17 protein-coding genes are annotated in these 17326 nt (G+C 44.9%); 6 read left to right on the plus strand and 11 right to left on the minus strand.

Annotation, left to right across the window (positions count from 1 at the left end; all coding sequences use genetic code 11):
* The first annotated feature begins 94 nt into the window (after positions 1 to 94).
* Entirely contained in the window at positions 95 to 445 is a 351-nt protein-coding gene (locus BUB99_RS13460; protein WP_073123102.1) for an arsenate reductase family protein, read from the plus strand.
* An 8-nt stretch (positions 446 to 453) separates the two neighbouring features.
* Here BUB99_RS13460 and BUB99_RS13465 read toward each other — a convergent pair whose 3' ends face one another.
* From BUB99_RS13465 to BUB99_RS13505, 9 genes are all read right to left on the minus strand, one after another.
* Entirely contained in the window at positions 454 to 2808 is a 2355-nt protein-coding gene (locus BUB99_RS13465) for a TonB-dependent receptor plug domain-containing protein (protein ID WP_073123104.1), read from the minus strand.
* 42 nt (positions 2809 to 2850) lie between these two features.
* Positions 2851 to 4503 carry a S8 family peptidase gene (locus tag BUB99_RS13470; RefSeq protein WP_073123106.1) on the minus strand — a complete coding sequence of 551 codons (1653 nt, stop codon included), beginning with the start codon at positions 4501 to 4503 and terminating at the stop codon, positions 2851 to 2853.
* The gene (locus BUB99_RS13475; RefSeq protein WP_073123108.1) at positions 4484 to 5179 is read right to left on the minus strand and encodes a hypothetical protein; all 696 of its coding nucleotides are present in this window, start codon (positions 5177 to 5179) and stop codon (positions 4484 to 4486) included. Before BUB99_RS13475 ends, BUB99_RS13470 begins: the two co-directional genes overlap by 20 nt.
* A complete protein-coding gene (gene mnmA / locus BUB99_RS13480) occupies positions 5166 to 6284 on the minus strand; it encodes a tRNA 2-thiouridine(34) synthase MnmA (protein ID WP_073123110.1) in 1119 nt (372 codons plus the stop codon). Before mnmA ends, BUB99_RS13475 begins: the two co-directional genes overlap by 14 nt.
* A gap of 405 nt (positions 6285 to 6689) precedes the next feature.
* Positions 6690 to 7601, minus strand: a complete 912-nt coding sequence (locus tag BUB99_RS13485; RefSeq protein ID WP_073123112.1) for a universal stress protein — start codon at positions 7599 to 7601, stop codon at positions 6690 to 6692.
* A gap of 134 nt (positions 7602 to 7735) precedes the next feature.
* Complete coding sequence (locus BUB99_RS13490) at positions 7736 to 8290, minus strand: hypothetical protein (RefSeq protein ID WP_073123114.1); 555 nt, start codon at positions 8288 to 8290, stop codon at positions 7736 to 7738.
* Entirely contained in the window at positions 8287 to 8655 is a 369-nt protein-coding gene (locus tag BUB99_RS13495; RefSeq protein ID WP_139281014.1) for a hypothetical protein, read from the minus strand. Before BUB99_RS13495 ends, BUB99_RS13490 begins: the two co-directional genes overlap by 4 nt.
* A gap of 285 nt (positions 8656 to 8940) precedes the next feature.
* A complete protein-coding gene (locus BUB99_RS13500; RefSeq protein ID WP_221407509.1) occupies positions 8941 to 9333 on the minus strand; it encodes an HU family DNA-binding protein in 393 nt (130 codons plus the stop codon).
* Positions 9334 to 10111: 778 nt separating this feature from the next.
* Positions 10112 to 10720: a transposase gene (locus tag BUB99_RS13505; protein ID WP_073123120.1), complete on the minus strand. Its 609-nt coding sequence runs from the start codon at positions 10718 to 10720 to the stop codon at positions 10112 to 10114.
* Between the two features lie 290 nt (positions 10721 to 11010).
* Here BUB99_RS13505 and BUB99_RS13510 point away from each other — a divergent pair, with 290 nt between their 5' ends.
* Complete coding sequence (locus BUB99_RS13510; RefSeq protein WP_073123122.1) at positions 11011 to 12024, plus strand: zinc-binding alcohol dehydrogenase family protein; 1014 nt, start codon at positions 11011 to 11013, stop codon at positions 12022 to 12024.
* Positions 12025 to 12117: 93 nt separating this feature from the next.
* Here BUB99_RS13510 and BUB99_RS13515 read toward each other — a convergent pair whose 3' ends face one another.
* Positions 12118 to 12624, minus strand: a complete 507-nt coding sequence (locus BUB99_RS13515; RefSeq protein ID WP_073123124.1) for a hypothetical protein — start codon at positions 12622 to 12624, stop codon at positions 12118 to 12120.
* Positions 12625 to 12880: 256 nt separating this feature from the next.
* Between BUB99_RS13515 and BUB99_RS13520 the strand changes: the two genes are divergently transcribed.
* The 4 genes from BUB99_RS13520 to BUB99_RS13535 are packed head-to-tail and all read left to right on the plus strand — an operon-like array spanning position 12881 to position 15750.
* A complete protein-coding gene (locus tag BUB99_RS13520) occupies positions 12881 to 13657 on the plus strand; it encodes a hypothetical protein (protein WP_073123126.1) in 777 nt (258 codons plus the stop codon).
* Positions 13658 to 13676: 19 nt separating this feature from the next.
* Entirely contained in the window at positions 13677 to 14327 is a 651-nt protein-coding gene (locus BUB99_RS13525; RefSeq protein WP_073123128.1) for a hypothetical protein, read from the plus strand.
* Positions 14306 to 15091, plus strand: coding sequence for a sensor histidine kinase (locus BUB99_RS13530; protein WP_073123130.1), 786 nt, complete (start codon positions 14306 to 14308; stop codon positions 15089 to 15091). Before BUB99_RS13525 ends, BUB99_RS13530 begins: the two co-directional genes overlap by 22 nt.
* Positions 15088 to 15750: a response regulator transcription factor gene (locus tag BUB99_RS13535; RefSeq protein ID WP_073123131.1), complete on the plus strand. Its 663-nt coding sequence runs from the start codon at positions 15088 to 15090 to the stop codon at positions 15748 to 15750. The genes BUB99_RS13530 and BUB99_RS13535 overlap by 4 nt, the downstream gene beginning before the upstream one ends.
* A gap of 215 nt (positions 15751 to 15965) precedes the next feature.
* Here BUB99_RS13535 and argH read toward each other — a convergent pair whose 3' ends face one another.
* A complete protein-coding gene (argH, locus tag BUB99_RS13540; RefSeq protein ID WP_073123563.1) occupies positions 15966 to 17300 on the minus strand; it encodes an argininosuccinate lyase in 1335 nt (444 codons plus the stop codon).
* Positions 17301 to 17326 lie beyond the last annotated feature (26 nt).

Raw genomic sequence — 17326 nt, forward strand, 5'->3', positions numbered from 1 at the left:
GAATTAACCACCTTCATGTTGAAATTTCAAATGAACCCCTCCTTCATTCGAGTATTGCACCTAGATTTGTATGATTCTTAACAAATAATAACGAATGAAAAAGATATACTATCTCTCTACCTGTAGCACTTGCAGCCGTATCATCAAAGAACTGGGTCTCACGCCAGACAACATCACGATGCAAGACATCAAAACAGAAGCAATGACCGCTGAGCAAGTGGAGCAAATGAAAGATATGGCTGGCAGTTACGAAGCGTTGTTTAGCCGCAGATCGATGAAATACAAGGCATGGAATCTTGGAGACAAAACCCTAACAGAAGAGGACTACAAAAACTACATTCTCGAAGAATACACCTTCCTCAAGCGTCCTGTGATTATACTCGATGATCAAATATTCGTTGGGAATAGCAAGAAAGTCGTAGAAGCTGCAAAAGCTGCGCTATAGTATCTCAGTTAGAACTTAGCAATCAAACGCAGATTGAGAAACCGTGCGGACAGTGCATTGGGCACAGCGAAATTGTTATTGTTTACATCCTTGACCCATGTGTAAGTCAGGGCATTGTCCGTACCGAGTAGATTCAATACCTCCGCGCCTATCCATAATGATCGTGGCAACCAAATCTGTTGGGCCTGAAAGGTGAAGCTTTTAGAAAACCCGACATCTACACGTGTATAGTGGTCGCCGGAGTAGACACTCCGATTGTCATCATCGCCTGGAGGACCAAAAGGCAATCCGCTACCAAACTGCATATTGAGACTAACTTTGACACTCGGGTCGTTAGGGATATGATCCTGAAAGAATATACCGAGGTTGAGGCGCTGATCGGTGGGTCTGCGGACATATCCGTTGCCTGTATGAAGATTTTCTTCGGTTTTCAATATCCCCAGACTGAACCATGACTCTGTTCCTTCTATAAACTCCCCATTGATTCGAAAATCAAAACCATAGGCATAAGCCGTAGCTTGATTGCTCGCGAAGTAGCGGATTTTGACATTCTCCACATCGTAGGGATTTACATCCCAGAGATACTTGTAGTAGCCCTCAGAACTCAATACAAAAGATCTCCCCCAGATCATCAACTGTCTATCCCATGCCAGCAGTGCATGAACGGACTGCTGTGCTTTGACATTAGGATTGATCGTCCCTGTGCGATCACGCAGCTCTCTATAGAATGGATGTTGGGCATAGTGCCCCGTAGACACTCGTATTGTATTTCTATCACTGAGACCAAAACGGTAGGCATATTGCAAGCGAGGGCTGAGGATGAACTGCTCACTATAAGTCCAGTAGCTTGCACGTACCCCCATGTTGAGCTGATGTGTTGATCCAGGATTACCGATGACCAACTGCGCAAAACCTCCAACCTTGTCAGATGACAGCTCTGCCTCACTATCCAACACTTCGGTGACCGTGACATAATCTGCCGAATCGATCAGTTCGTACTCATCTAGTCTGTCCTCGATCATTTCATGATCCCAGTTCACCCCGAATTGCAACAGATGCTCTCCTATCTTTACTTCGTTCTTTTGCTCTACTGCGATGATCTGTGCATCAAGCCGATTGCGTCCATAGCTGTAATTCGTCCCTACGCCGAGTACGTTTACACATTCGTTGAAGCGATTCGATCCGATATTGGTATTGACATCACAGAGCAAGTAGCCCGCTTCTATTTCATAGTTTTCTCGCTCAGAGGACAATACTCCCGATAGTGAAAGTGTAGACTGAAAACGATCTGAGAACTGATGACTAAGGATCAGTGCCGCCTGATTCGTATTATAGTCCAACAACTCACGCCCGTCGAATGCAATACTGAGGCGGTAGGACGCTTGCAGGTTTCCGAAATCCGTCTGCTGACGTTCGGGTATGGTTTCGTAGTTATTGATGGCAGTGGAGATCAATAGGCTTAGTTTGGTTCTATCCCCGAATTTCTTGGTGATGAAAGACTGCACATCGGTGAACTTTGGCAAATATTGCCCCTGCGTCTCTAGCGTTCCTAGTAGGTACTTGGTGTTTTTGTGTCGGGCGCTGATCGTGTAGCTAAGATCCTTTTTGTTATTGATACCTCCCAGGTAGATACTGCCACCGAGTAAGCTCAGGTTGATGGTCGCTTCGTGTCGAGTGGGTTCCTTGTAGTAGACATTGAGCACAGAGGACAGCTTATCACCATAGGCAGCTTCCCAGGCACCGGCTGAAAAATCAACCTGATCTACCAAATCTATATTGATAAAACCGAGTCCTTCTTGACGACCTGCGCTGACGATCTGAGGACGGTAGATCTTGACGCCATTGACATAGATGAGGTTTTCGTCATAGTTACCACCACGGACAGAATAGGCCGAGGACAATTCGTTGTTGCTGCTCACTCCTGGTAGCGTACTGAGTACTTTGGAGAAGTCTCCAGTGGCTGAAGGAAGGTTGTAGACATCCTTGGCATTGACATGTATCATCGTGATGTCGTCTTTATAGATACGATCTGTTACGCTGACATCCTGTAGCAATTCAGTTTTGTAAGTAAGTGGGACTTGGAGGGTCAAATCTTGTGATACGGAGAAGTTCTGAATGTACTTTTCGAACTGGAGATGAAAAACTGAAATGCTATGCTGCCCTTCTGGCAATTGAATACGCACCTCTCCTCTTCTATTGGTAGTACGGAGTATAGAATCGGGCATGATAATGACCTGTGCATCTTCTACAGGCTGATTCAAACTATCGACTAGCTCCAACTTTAGCTCATAATTGGTTTGAGCAAATCCTGATAGGCACAGGGCAAAGAGAAGTATAAAAGTGGTGATGAAAATTCTTGACATAGTACTGGTCGATCAGCCTTGCAATATATGATGATTAGCAGATCAGTACCTAAGCAATTTTACATTTTTAGTCTCTGATCCAGACTGCAAATGAAGGATATATATGCCGCTGGAGTTTCCAGTCACCGGGAGAGTAAGTACCTCTCCTTTTCTTACTTTCTGCGGGCTTTGTTTGGCAACTATTTTACCATCAGGTGCATAGAGTGTCACATTCAGCTCCTTACGCGCATATTCACGCTCTACTTGGATAGAAATATAATTACCTGTAAAAGGATTCGGAAAGACCGTAAAGCTATCCTCAAACACACTAGACACTGACAAAACTGAATCTCCAATCACACGCAGGTAATTGGGCAAACCATGACCTAACTCGTTGTCTGGGTTAGCATGCTGACTACCGATAGACGCTATGAGTTCCTTAATTTCCAAATTGTTCAATTCAGGAAACTGCTGCCACAGTCCCGCTGCAAAACCAGCGATCAATGGAGCCGAAAAACTCGTCCCGTTATTGGTACCGATAGAGTTGTCATCATGAAAAACTGCTACTCCTTGACCTAATGCTACGACATCTGGTTTGATTCTACCATCGGCGGCTGGTCCTATGGAGCTAAAGCTCAACCTAACTCCACTGCTGTTAACCGCACCCACTGCCAAGACATCTGCTACATCTGCTGGTGGCGTGACATACTGCCATGTTTTATTGCCTTCATTGCCCGCACTACTCACTACGAGGATGCCTTTGTCTGATGCCAATGCTGCCGCACGAGAGATCAATGCCGTTTCGCCATCCATATCCTCCTGCACATAGTTCATATCCGAATCCTCGAATATGTTATACCCCAAAGAGGAAGAGATAATGTCTACACCAGCACTATCCGCACGCTCTGCCGCAAAAAGCCAATTGTACTCTTCTATACGATACTCAAAGCGACCACCGTCACTCACATCCTCGGTGACATAAAGACTGATATCAGCATTGTACCCTGTCCCTAGGAGCACTTCTTTGTAGTCCGATACGATACAACTCAGGGCATTGGTACCGTGATCATCTATCGAAAATACATCTTGGCTATTGGTCGTGAAGTTCAAACGATCTATAAGCCTGTCATCCTCGAACAACTGTCCAAAGACAGCAGACTCGTTCACTTTTGAAAACCCTCCATCCAAAACCGCTATATGTACTCCCTTGCCCGTATATCCCTCTGAATGCATCGTCTGTGCAGCGAGCATCGTCAGTTGGTTATTACTATTAGAGGAAACAATAGAAGGCACCAAAGCGGTGTAGCTTAACTCGACTTCTTGCAGGTCTGCATTGAGCTTCGTGCCTGGTGCTACGTACTCATAAGCCGTGATATAACTCGTCTCCATTAATTCGATCAACTGAGATTCCTCTGCTTCGACGAGGACGGCGTTGAACCATCGAGAAGTGAAATAGGGCTTGACATTGTATTTGATCAGAGAGTCAATATAGTTCTGATTGACAGGAAAGTCCTCTGAAGTAATAGGCGTTTGGCGTTTGGCTCGCCGGTCTATGGCGCGTTGAGAAAGAAATGCTGTAGGCAGATCGATAGAAAAAGCGGAGTTGGCTTTGTCTGAGAAGAAAACAACGTAACGGTTCTCTTCTGCCCAAGAGACAGTGCTAAATATAGTAAGTATGTAAAGTAATAATATGCGCTTAATCTTGCTTCTTGCCATATGTTATCAACGTCTGCTCTAACTGCCTGCCTGCTACTATTTTGTCTGTGTTGACGATACCATCTTCCTGATCATACGCCCACTTGGCGTGATATTTAATGATCAATCCCACCTCAGGTGCATAATACTCTAATCTATCGTCTCTTCCTATCAATGGATCTATTCCTTGATTACTTTGTATCACTTGTACCACATTCGTGAAAGCCTGCTCAGCCAGTACCGTGTCGATTTGGCTTTCTCCATATTGATAGAACTCTGACTGTCGGTTATTGTAGCTATTTCCATCCCATGATAGGTTTTCCTCGATAGGAAATACCAATTTGACAAAGGAGACATTGTTTTCTACAGCGACTACTCGCGTGGTATTGATAGATGTTGTCCAGACTGAATCCAGTTTCCACACTGCGGTCTCATCGGCACGTTTGGAGCGATGCAGCTGATACCTCACTTCGGTATCCGAGATGATTGTCGAGTCTACCACTTCCTCTTTCAATTGGTAGTTCTCCTCTTCTGGACCGATCAGATAATAATTGGTATCATGTACATCATAGATGCGGTACGCTCCCACCTCCATGGGAAAGTACTGCACACCTAATCTACTAAAATCTGTCTCTAGCTCGGATGTACACCCAAAGCAAGCCACTAGCGATATCAGTAGCAGCTTATAGTACTGCATGCTGCGCTTGTCTGAAACTTGATTTGATCCAACCACCCCCGATGACATCATTGCCTTCGTAGAACACTGCGGCCTGACCTGGCGCGATGGCACTCACTCCCTTGCCAAAGTAGACCTTCATAGTATTGTCTACATGCTCTATAACGGCAGGCGTACCGAGATCATTGTAACGTACCTTGGTCACGGTATCCATGCGTTCGCTCAGTCCGTCATACTTGCCCATGATCAGTTGGTCAACATACATGCCGTCACGTGACAGTTCATCGAAAGTACCGAGTACGACTCTGTTTTTTTCTTTCTGTATTTCAACGACATAGACAGGAAATCCCAAAGCGATCCCTAAACCCTTTCGCTGTCCTACTGTGTAGAATGGATAGCCCTCATGCGTACCCACGACGGTCCCGTCCTCTAGTACAAACTCACCACCTGCGACCTTTTCTTCTAGACCATCTACTCTCCTTTTGAGGAACCCTCGGTAGTCATTGTCTGGCACGAAACAGATCTCGTAGGATTCGGACTTGTTGACCAAATCCGTAAAACCTCTTTCGATTGCCATCTCACGAATCTGTGTTTTCTTCAGATGTCCTAGTGGCAGTATGGTACGAGAGAGACTCTGCTGGGACACGCCCCACAGTGCATAGGATTGATCCTTCATCTCATCTGCTCCTTTGGAGATCACGTATCGGCCGTCTTCCTCACGTACATTGGCATAGTGCCCCGTCGCGATAAAGTCACAGCCGAGCTTGTCCGCTCTACGCAGCAGCGCATCCCACTTGATGTGCGTATTGCACAGCACGCACGGGTTCGGCGTACGGCCTTTGAGGTACTCGTCGGTGAAGTGATTGATCACATAGTCGCCGAACTCCTCTCTGATGTCTAATATATAATGGGGAAAACCAAGATCAACGGCGATGTTTCTCGCGTCGTTGATGGAGTCGAGGCTGCAACAGCCTGTCTCCTTTTTGCTACTACCCGAGGAGTTGTAATCCCAGGTTTTCATGGTCATTCCGATGACTTCATAGCCTTGCTCATGAAGCATCACTGCTGCGACGGAGCTGTCTATACCGCCACTCATCGCTACTAATACTCTTCCTTTTTTACTCATCTAATGTTTAATTGCCAGGTTCACAGTCTGGTGTTCACACTTATTTAAGCTACAAAATTAACGCAAAGAGTTGATTTGATTGTTGGATTGGGGCGATAAAGTGAGGGATTGGTCTCTTCTTATCGATTTAAAATAGATAGTCGTCCATCCAAAACGTACGACTATCTATTTTGGGAAGATAACAGGGGATTATATGTATGTCAAAGGTTGGTTAAGACACTATATTGCTTAAATACTCAACTTGACAGACTTCACTGAACAGACTCATAAGTCAACAGACATAAGATTATAATGCAACCTCTATTGTACTGTCAGACATATCTAAAATATATGGGTTCGGTTTTAGACTTCAAGAAAACCGTACCCACATACTTTATAAAAGCCAGACTGGCTCTACTTGAGCGTTTAATCAACAGGCATTTCTATTTTGGTATAGGAGGACACCTCCATGATAGGCTCAACGCTATCCAAATCAATTCTCTTTTCATCGCTATCCATTTTGAAAGACCAAACGGGTACTTTCACATGGTTGACAGTATCTTCAGTGAGGCTACCTAGCAGCCAATGTGCGATTCCTTTTCTCGCATGAGTAGCCATTGCGATCATGTCTATGTTTTCTTCTTCTACGTATCTCAAAATACCCACGGATGGAGACACAGACCGAACAATATGAAAAGTGAAGGCTTTAATCCCCAAAGATTGAATCAGCTTGGATGTCTCACGAGAGATTTCTTCTTCATTTTCTATATTATGAACAGTTCGAACCCATACAAAATCCAATTGGACGTTAAATAGAGCCTCCATACTTGCTACTTCTTGTAGAAAACTCATTCGGATATCATCTATGTCAATCGGAATCATCACACGTTTAATTTCGTCTAGCACCGTTTTTCCACTGATTGAGATGACCGGACATGCCGCCTTCCTAACCACCTTTTCTGTGTTTGACCCTTCCAAGAATTCATCTATACCAGAACTTCCGCTCGTTCCCATGATCACCAAATCGTAAGCTTCATGAGTGATCTTTTCGTTAAGTATGGTGATGAGCGTTTCATCAGAAATATACTCATCAATAGATACGCCTGATACATTGTATCTTGCGATCAGTTGATTCATTTGCTCCTTGGACGATTCCTCTACCTTCTTGAGTAATGTACTGGTCACTATAGTTGCGTCATGAATTTCTGGATAAAAATCATAGTGAAGGCTGGTTACCAAAGTAATGGTCGCTTCATATTTTTGAGCCACTTCAATCGCGAACGCCAACGCATCTTCACTCAATTTTGAGAAATCAGTAGGGACTAGAATCTTCTTCATGGTAAATCTATTATAGGGTTAAATTTTTGTTCAATAATATGTGTAATTATACGTTTCATCCTACCTCCTAGTTCTCTATTCAGTCGCTATTTTAATCATTTGTTTAAATGATTAAAAACATGTGATATGGGACCTCACAGACTCCCCACTACCCAACCGACCCCAAAGGCTGCTAAACCAATGACAACCTTGTCGGCGGTGGATTTCCACCAGATGCGGCGAATCTGCTTCTTAAGGTGCTTGACGGTGCGCTCCATCTCTGCCAGTTGCTGGTTGAGCTGCTCATTGGTGGACTGCAGCTCGGCGTTAGTGGTTTGGAGCACGACGATGCTGCGGTCTAGCTCGGCGATGATCTGGTTCATGTTGAGCGCGATATCGTGCTGGTCACGCTCGATCTTGTGGACGAGCTGCGCCGTGAGTCTCTCGATCTCCCGTACCTTGTCTAGGATCTCTTGATTGGTCTGTGTCAGTTCTGCATGGGCAGCTGAGACGGTCTGCAGTTCTTGCAACTTCTGGTTGAGCAAAGCAGCCCGCTGCATGCTGATCACCCAGGCACCGTCGGCCTGTACATGGACGGTCTGCCCCTGGTAGACTTGGAGGCTGTCGTCCGCTTGCGTGAAATCCACCACCTGCGCTGCGCTGACGGGCAGTGCTGCAAGGATCCATAGTATGAAATACAGCGACTTCATGGCGAGGGTATTTGATGGTGAGACATCATATTGGGTGAAACCGCATCGTAGGTTCGGAGGACTTGCCTCAGGCTATCCCGGATCTGGATCACGTCCTGCTGCTGCTCATCCGAGATACGCGTCAGGTCTTGGTTCATGTCGCTGATGCGGTGCTGAGACAGCAACAGTTGGGCATGGAGTGTTTCGTAGTTTTGATGGATGCGCTCGTACTGTGCAGCGATAGACTGCAAGGTATCGATCTGCACCTTTAGAGACTGGCTCAGGCTTTGCGCTTGGCGAAAGCTATCTTGGTTGACGAGGCTTTGGTAGACAATGAGGCCAACGAGCACCAAGAGTATGAGGGTGTATATATGGGTAGTTTTCATGATTTCCTTTTTTTTAGATGTGAGACTTTTAAACATTAGGTTTATAGATCGCTAGACGCTAGACTTTTGTCTAAAATCTACATACTAGCTACTAGTATGTAGTAAAAAAAGAGGCCCTCACTAAGAATCAATCCATCACTATCGTACGAAACGGTATGGTTTTATTTTTAGCTGTTTGAACACCAGACTTGAGACATGAGATAGATTGTCTAAATACTAAAATCTAACTACTAACATCTAGTGTAAATAAGGCCTCTCCTATCATTTGAATGCGGATACAACAACTTAGACAATCGGTTCAACATCTTGCTTTACGAACTTTACAGTTGACAATCGATCGTTTAGCTCCATGCTTGGTCTAAAATTGACCTTGAGCCTTTTGATCGTTCTTTTATCTACATCTTCTATGAGATCCTCCCCATAACTCGCGATAGCTGGTGAGAAACTACCCATATCCCCTAGCCTCACAATGCGGCCTTCTTCGAGATAGGTGTGCATGCGATCCAAGAATGACTCTAATACACCAAATATATCGGTGGTATGCAAACTCGTCATTTTGGAAATTTCCGTAGCAATCTTTCGGATGCCCACTGGGCGCTCACGAATGATGCTCGCGTAATACTTGATTTGACCTCCGCCAACCACTCCCGGTTGCGCTTTAGGTACAGCTTTATACATAATTGACATGACTTGAAAATTTAAAATGTGAAAAATGAGTTAAACTTTGCTTCACAAGGACGTACCACGGACACGTCTACTGAGCGTAGCATCAACCTTTCAAAACCGGCAGAGCCTGCCTGAGGTTTTGCTAAGTAATACTGATCATACTTGCATCTATTGGGTGCTTTGCTAGGTCGTAACTATGCGTAGTGAGACTGTGCAGTGCGTGTGTGCTTGCGAAAGCGGGGTGCTTGTCCATACTTGGATCAAAACAGCAGAACTGTTCATAAATTGGGTGAAGACAAACGGGGTTATCGAGTGGCCTTTTCGATGTGTCTGAAGACAATTCTTCAAGAACAATATCCGTTCCAAAAATGCTCGGGAAAATGCCAAAATATGTTAAAAATCAAATACTTAGTAAAGTTTTTACTGACCAATATTAATTACCTGCATTTCAATCAGTTAACCTTTACTCTAGTCATCAAATGAGGTCTAGTCACATGCCCCACAAAATCTGCACAGACTTAGCCTCCAATCCGTGCGGATTTTGCTTCAGATCTACGCAGACTTTGTTCCAAACCCGTGCAGACTTTCTCTCGAACCGCGCGGGTTTTCTCTCGAAGCTGGACAGGCTTTCTTCCAAACCTAGACAGACCTTCTCACAAACAACAGCAGTCTTTCTCACAAGCAACACTACGCTTAGGAGTAAACCTGCACGGGTTTTTGAAAGTCAGTAACGAGGTTACTTTAAGTAACCTCGTTACTGACTAAGGTAAGCTCCAAAAAAACAACCTTGTTACTCCCAAAACCAATCTGTATCCAAAGGTAGAACAGCGGTCTCTTCATGAAAAGAAGCATAGTTTTCTTTGCCACCAAACCAATCTAATACCTCCCTCCGATACAGCTTGGTACTGGTGGTCGCTAGGTGTGCATGATAGGATGAGTAGGGATATTCTTTGTGATCGGTGACAAACCCATGTTTGACAGGGTTGTGATGGATGTATCGGATCAATTGAGAAAAATAAGCATTGTTGGTGACGGCAATCCTCTTAAATGGCCTCTCAAACAAAGGGCCTGTGCGATCGTAATGCTTGTTGATGGCTCGGGTGTAGCCTTGCAAAAAGCTGGAGAAACCGTTACTGACGTGCCAGTAGCTAGGCTTGTCTTTGTCTTTCAGCATCACGGCAGATAGCTCTTCTTCAGATTTGACCTGAATCAACAGGTGAAAGTGATTGTTGAGCAAACAGTAAGCGTAAGTCCTAACCCAAGGATGAACATATCTCGCATACTGCTGCAAAAAGTAATCGTAGTTCTTAGACGCAAAGAAAACAGACTGGCCGTTGACACCACGGTTGTAGATGTGGTAATAGCTTTCAGGCGCTAGTTGGGTGGTACGGGTATCCATGGGTTGGTTGGTTTAAGTTTTAAGTAACGTCACCAGTAAGGAGGTTACTTGGAGTAACCTCCTTACTGGTCTGGCTAGATAAAAATAATCAGCCTAGTGTATAAAACCATCCCTTTAATCTACTTTTTGGTTTGACAAGGTTCTTTTGAATCTGAAATAACGAGGTTACTTAGAGTAACCTCGTTATTGACTGAAGACCGATCGTTTTGGTATCTCGTTTTAGTGGGAGAATATTCATCCTATCGGAGACTTTTGCGTATAGTACTAACTCAGTAAACGAAAACAAATACATGAAAGCCATAGGATTCAAACAATCACTACCCATATCAGCACAGGACAGTTTCATAGCCTTCGAAATGGACAAGCTCTCTCCCACTGGATACGATCTACTTATCAAGATAAAGGCAATCTCCGTCAATCCAGTAGATTTCAAAATCCGAACAAGTGCCGCCAAGGACAAGGTACTCGACACCCCAAAAGTCATTGGTTGGGATGCCGTCGGTATCGTCGAAGCGGTGGGTGATCAAGTATCAAAATTCAAAGTTGGGAATGAGGTATACTACGCCGGTGACTTGACCCGTAGTGGCAGCAATGCCGAGTACCAACTCGTAGATGAGCGCATCGTGGGCCTCAAGCCCAAGCGCCTAAGCATAGCAGAAGCTGCTGCCATCCCATTGACAGGGCTGACGGCCTACGAATCACTCTTTGACCGCATCAAAATCAACACAGAGACTGACAAAGGCAAGTCGGTACTGATCCTCGCAGGTGCAGGTGGCGTAGGATCTATCGCCATCCAACTCGCCAAGAAAGTAGCAGGGCTCACAGTCATCGCGACCGCTTCGAGACCCGACTCGGTACAGTGGTGCAAGGACATGGGCGCTGACTATGTCGTCAACCACTATCAGCTCAAGGAAGATTTAGAAAAAATAGGTCACAGCCAAGTCCACTACATTTTGGATTTTGTAGACCTCAAAGGATATTGGGACACGATGGCGGAGATCATCAAACCTCAGGGACACATCGTATCGATCACAGGTAGCAATGAACCCTTGAACCTTAATGTACTGAAGACCAAAAGTGTAAGCTTCTCATGGGAACTCATGTACACCCGATCCATGTACACGACCGACGATATCGAGAGACAGCACGACATCCTCAACCGTATCGCTGAGCTGTTCGATGATGGCACCTTACGCTCCACACTGACTACTACACTCCAGGGCTTCTCTGTAGAGAATCTAAAGAAAGCGCACGAGATGCAAGAGTCTGGCAAAACCATTGGCAAGACGGTGATTGCGTATTAGCATAGGTAGCACTGCCCCTTTTGACCCAAAACATCAAAGCCAGCCCCTCAGTAGAGGAAGCTGGCTTTTGCCTTACTTGCTAGTTTCGAACTATTATTTAGGAGCGTTCCAAGAACGACGCGTGTAGCTGGACGTATGGTCTACAGTCACCGTATCCGAAACCAATTCATTTGGAAAATCCACCCACAGGTGCAAAGTGCTATTGTCTTTGACACTTCCCGTTATTTTGCCACTGTTCACGACCATGTATAGAGACTCTGTACCTGATTTGAACAATTCAAATTTGGGAGTCACAGCATCTCCAGAGATGAGTCGATTGGTGTTCACATTGGATGAATACCTACTTTTTACGATCAATCCCCCAAGGGCTGTCACCTTAGCAGGTATACCAATGGTCGCTGCATCGTCCGCATGAATAGTTAAGGTTCCCTTCACTGTGATTTCTTCCAAGGCATGGATAGATCCACCTTTTAGTGCATTCAGTGTGAGGTCTTTTTCATACACACCACCTTCTACTGTCTTCACCTGAAAGGCACCTTCACATGTGACTATCACATCTTCTTTGTGTGTTTTTTGTTGTGTTGCTTCTAACGTTTCCATAGTTGTTTGTTTAAATAATACAAATGTTATGATGCAAGTTTAGAGACTAAGTCTGGTGCACAAAAGAGCACTATTACGGCTTTGGAAGAACACGTAAGCTCACGCAAATCCATAAGTATCAATACGGACTATGAATAAAACAAACAAATTACAACTCTGTATATCAATGCGTTACAGTTTACACCCTAAACATTCATACATAACGTAATGGGGTTTTTCTGTAACATTGCATTCACATATTAAAAACCGTAAACTTATGCAGCTAGAACAAGCAAATGAAAGACATCAAAACTGGATACAATGTAGCGTTTTTGATCTTGCCAGAAATTTTGATGGGATCAATCTCCTGACCGAAATCAATACTCCTCCAGTTACTCAATTCAGCAGAGTGAGCACCTTTGATATGCTCATGCCTGATGCGCTCTCTACTAAAAGTGTAGATACAGAAATGACGTCAGCTGTTTTATTCATGGGACTTTCGGCAGTCAATCCGATCAATACCGAAGTTACTTTCGCACCATACTTTGAGATCAACTATGCTGACAGCTCCAAAGCCTATGTCTCTATGGATATAAACACCCCGGATCAATCCACTGATCACGATCCAAACCTAGAGGACAGCATTATCTCAGAACGTCTCAAAGACACCCTGATTCGAAACTGGATGACTTTGGATAGCCATCTGCTCGACGATATTTTTACGCGAGAGGAACTCATCAACCGTAGAAATGAAAGAGTTAGACTCATGGGCTATAAATTTGGTGAGGGCACGCCCAATACTATATTTTTGGAATGTATGAATGAGCACAGAGGAAACATCAGTCGCGTATCCTTACACATGGGGATGGACTACAACAAATTCCAACAAGGAGATCAATTCTCGTTCTCTCCTATTTTGGAAATCCAGCTGAACAGCACGCTAAACCACGAAGAGATCGGAAAAATCCATGAGTTCGGTGCGCGCTATGAAGCGACAGCAAAAGCATCTACTATTGTCATAGAGTACATCACTCCTTGCCCTACGACTTGTTAAGTTAAATCCGTTAAAGTAAATGGCTAGCGAAGAAATTTTCCAAATTTTGCATACGATTCCCTATGTATTCATAGGGATCGCCTTATTGATCGGAGCGGTTCGGTTCAAGCAGCAAAACAACATACAGCGCAAGCTATTTGCTTTAATCATCATCACTGCCGCAGTAGAACTATGCTCGCGACTGCTGTGGCAGTACCAGATCAACAACATGGCGGTCTTTCACGTTTTTACGGTCGTAGAGTTTTGTATCCTCACCTCGATATACAAGCACGAATTGAACCTACTTCGTCAAAACAACGCCATCCAATGGATTAGAGGAGCTTTCATTCTCTTCGCCATAGCGAATACCCTGCTCTGGCAAGACTTCACCATATTCAACTCCAACACACTCACCATCAGTTCAGCCTTGTTGATTGCGCTGTCTGTGATGTATTTCTATCAGCTACTCCAGCAGACCAAGTACGAAAAGCTAGAACAGAACCCCATGTTTTGGATCAACTCGGGGGTTCTTGTTTATTTCTCTAGTTGTATCGTATTGTTTCATGTCACCAATGAACTAGGTTTGGAGGCCAAACAAGTAAGAGAACTCTCGTTTAGCATCAATGCTATCTTTAATGTTTTCCATTATATCGCCTTCTCTATCGCCCTATGGATCAGACCAGTTCGTTAAGTCTCCTAGAAGTACTCCTTTTCTCTATGCTTGGGATGTTTTTCATGGCGCTAGCCATTATTATGTTCTTCATCGTCTACCAGCGTAGACTGCTCGATCAGCAACTACAAAATCAAAAACTAGCGACCGAACATCAATCCAAACTCCTCAAAGCCAGCATGGACAGTCAGGAAAAAGAACGAAACCGCGTCTCCAAAGACCTACACGACGATATCGGTGCGATGCTCACCACCATCAAACTGTACACCGATCAGATCGACATGGAAAACACCCCTGCTCAACTGACCCAACTCAAAGAAAAAACCAACCAGCTCGTAGACGACACCATCCACAATGTACGGCGTATATCGCACGACCTACACCCTGCCATCCTCGAAAACCTCGGCATACTAGAAGCCATCGAAAACCTGATCGACAGCATCAATGGCGCTAAAAACATCCTCGTGGATTTCCATCACAACGCCGTAGCGGGGATGAACTACCAGACCGAACTGATGTTGTTTCGGGTCATCCAAGAGCTAGTCAACAACACCCTCAAACATGCCCATGCCAGTCACATACAACTGAGACTCATCCAGACCCATCAAAACCTGCACATGACCTACATGGACGATGGTGTAGGCTATCTACCCAAGGACACGCTAAATTTCAGTGGACTGGGCATCAAAAACATTGAAAGCAGAGTTAACTTGCTGGGCGGTGAGATTACCTACCGCCAACAAGACAACCACACCATTGTATCGATTCAAATCAGCTTAGTATGACCACATCCACCATCAAAGTAGCCCTCGTAGATGACCATGACCTCTTCAGAGAAGGGATCCGCTCCATCATGCTAAGGATGGAACATATCGAACTCGTCGCTGAGGCCTCCAACGGGATCGAGCTATTGGCAGCCATGAAGGACACGCCCATAGATGTAATCCTCATGGATCTAGAGATGCCCGACATGGACGGCATAGAAGCCACCGAAAACGTACTCGCACAGTACCCCGATAGCAAAATACTGGTACTCACCATGCACAACGAGGACCGAATGATCACCTACCTCATGGAGTCCGGCGTACATGGATACCTCGTCAAAAACACCCAAAAAATAGAACTGGAACAGGCCATCCATGAAGTCCATACCAAAGGGCACTACTTCAACCACCAAGTGTCTCAGGCCCTGCTCACGGGACTGAAAAAGAAAAACAGAAACCGACCCAGCTTCACTCCAGGTAGAAACCTCAGCTCACGAGAACACGAAATCCTACAACTGATCTGCCAAGAGAAGTCCACCCAAGAAATCGCCGAGATACTATTCATTAGTCCCCGTACGGTAGAGGGACACCGTCAAACCCTGCTGATCAAATTAGAAGTAAAGAACACCATAGGCATGGTCCTGAAAGCTGTCAAAGAAGAATTGGTTTCTTTGGTCTAAGGTATCGAGGGGATCACCTTGACTCGCTATACTGTCACCCTAGCTGCTGTGGATCAGCCTGTATTTCTGGAGATAAAATCAATATTCGACATTGAGTGTTCATTATTCCAATCATTTAAATATCACCTCAAAGCCTCATAATAGGTGGTTATTTTAAAGAAAAACAGTAACGAATTTCGAACAATGAATCTTGAATAACGAAGTGATCTACTATGTCACCCCATCAGCGCCTTCAAAGCCTCTTCAGCTTTCTCGAAACCAAAGCCCGCCAATACAGTCTTTAGTTTAGCCTCTATCTGATCATTGGCTGGGTCACCGATACTACCGAGATGCGTATGCTTCACTTCCTTAGAGAGCTTGTCAGAACCCTCTTGGATCGCTTGACCGACTTGTATGTAAGCATCTCTGAATGGTACACCTTGCAGTACTAGTCGATTGACTTCCTCTACACTGAATAGATCCTTGTACTTCTCATCTTGAATGATACCGTCTTTGACCTTGATGTTCTTCATCGCAAAGATGGCTATCTCTAGAGTAGATTTCAATTCATAGAAAGCAGGCAAGAAAGTCTCCTTGATCGTCTGCATATCTCTATGATAACCAGAAGGTAGATTGGTAGTGATCAAACTGATCTCAGTGCTAAGCGACTGCAGCTTGTTCATTTTTGCGCGGATGAGCTCAAAGACATCCGGGTTCTTCTTGTGCGGCATGATACTAGACCCAGTCGTCATCTCTGCGGGCAACTCTAGAAATCCAAAATTCTGAGAGTTGTACAGACAGATATCCATGCTCATTCGTGCCAAGGTTGACGCGATGCTGTTCATGGCGAATGCTACTGTTTTCTCCACCTTGCCACGACTCATCTGCGCATAGACGACATTGTAACTGAGGTCATCAAACCCTAGTAAGTCGGTCGTCATCTGTCTATCCAGCGGAAATGAAGACCCGTAGCCTGCCCCCGATCCGAGTGGGTTTTGGTTGGTCACCTTGTAGGCCGCCTGCAAAAGATGCATATCATCGGTCAGACTCTCGGCATAAGCGCCAAACCACAACCCAAAAGATGAAGGCATAGCCACCTGCAAATGCGTATAACCGGGTATCAGTACGTCTTTGTGCTGTTTGCTGAGGTCATTGAGTGTTGTGAAGAGTTCCGTCACCAAATCAGCAATGGTTTTGATCTCATCACGGATAAACAAACGGAGATCAACCAAAACTTGGTCATTGCGCGAACGACCACTGTGGATCTTCTTGCCTGTATCTCCTAGCTTTCGGGTCAGCATCAGTTCCACTTGTGAGTGAACGTCTTCTATACCATCCTCGATGACAAAATCACCTGCTTCGATGATGCCCAAAATCACTTTGAGTTCACGGTGTACCTCGGTTAGCTCTGCTGACGTCAGCAGGTCGATACTCTCTAGCATCGTCGTATGCGCCATCGAGCCATATACATCGAATCTAGCCAACAACAAATCCAGTTCTCTGTCTCGTCCGACGGTGTAGTTTTCTATGTCCTTAGATACCTCTGTATTGCCTTTGTCCCAAAGTTTCATGTTGTATTGCTTTTTCTTATTGACCT

This window comes from Reichenbachiella agariperforans (genome assembly GCF_900142205.1).
GTDB classification, from domain to species: domain Bacteria; phylum Bacteroidota; class Bacteroidia; order Cytophagales; family Cyclobacteriaceae; genus Reichenbachiella; species Reichenbachiella agariperforans.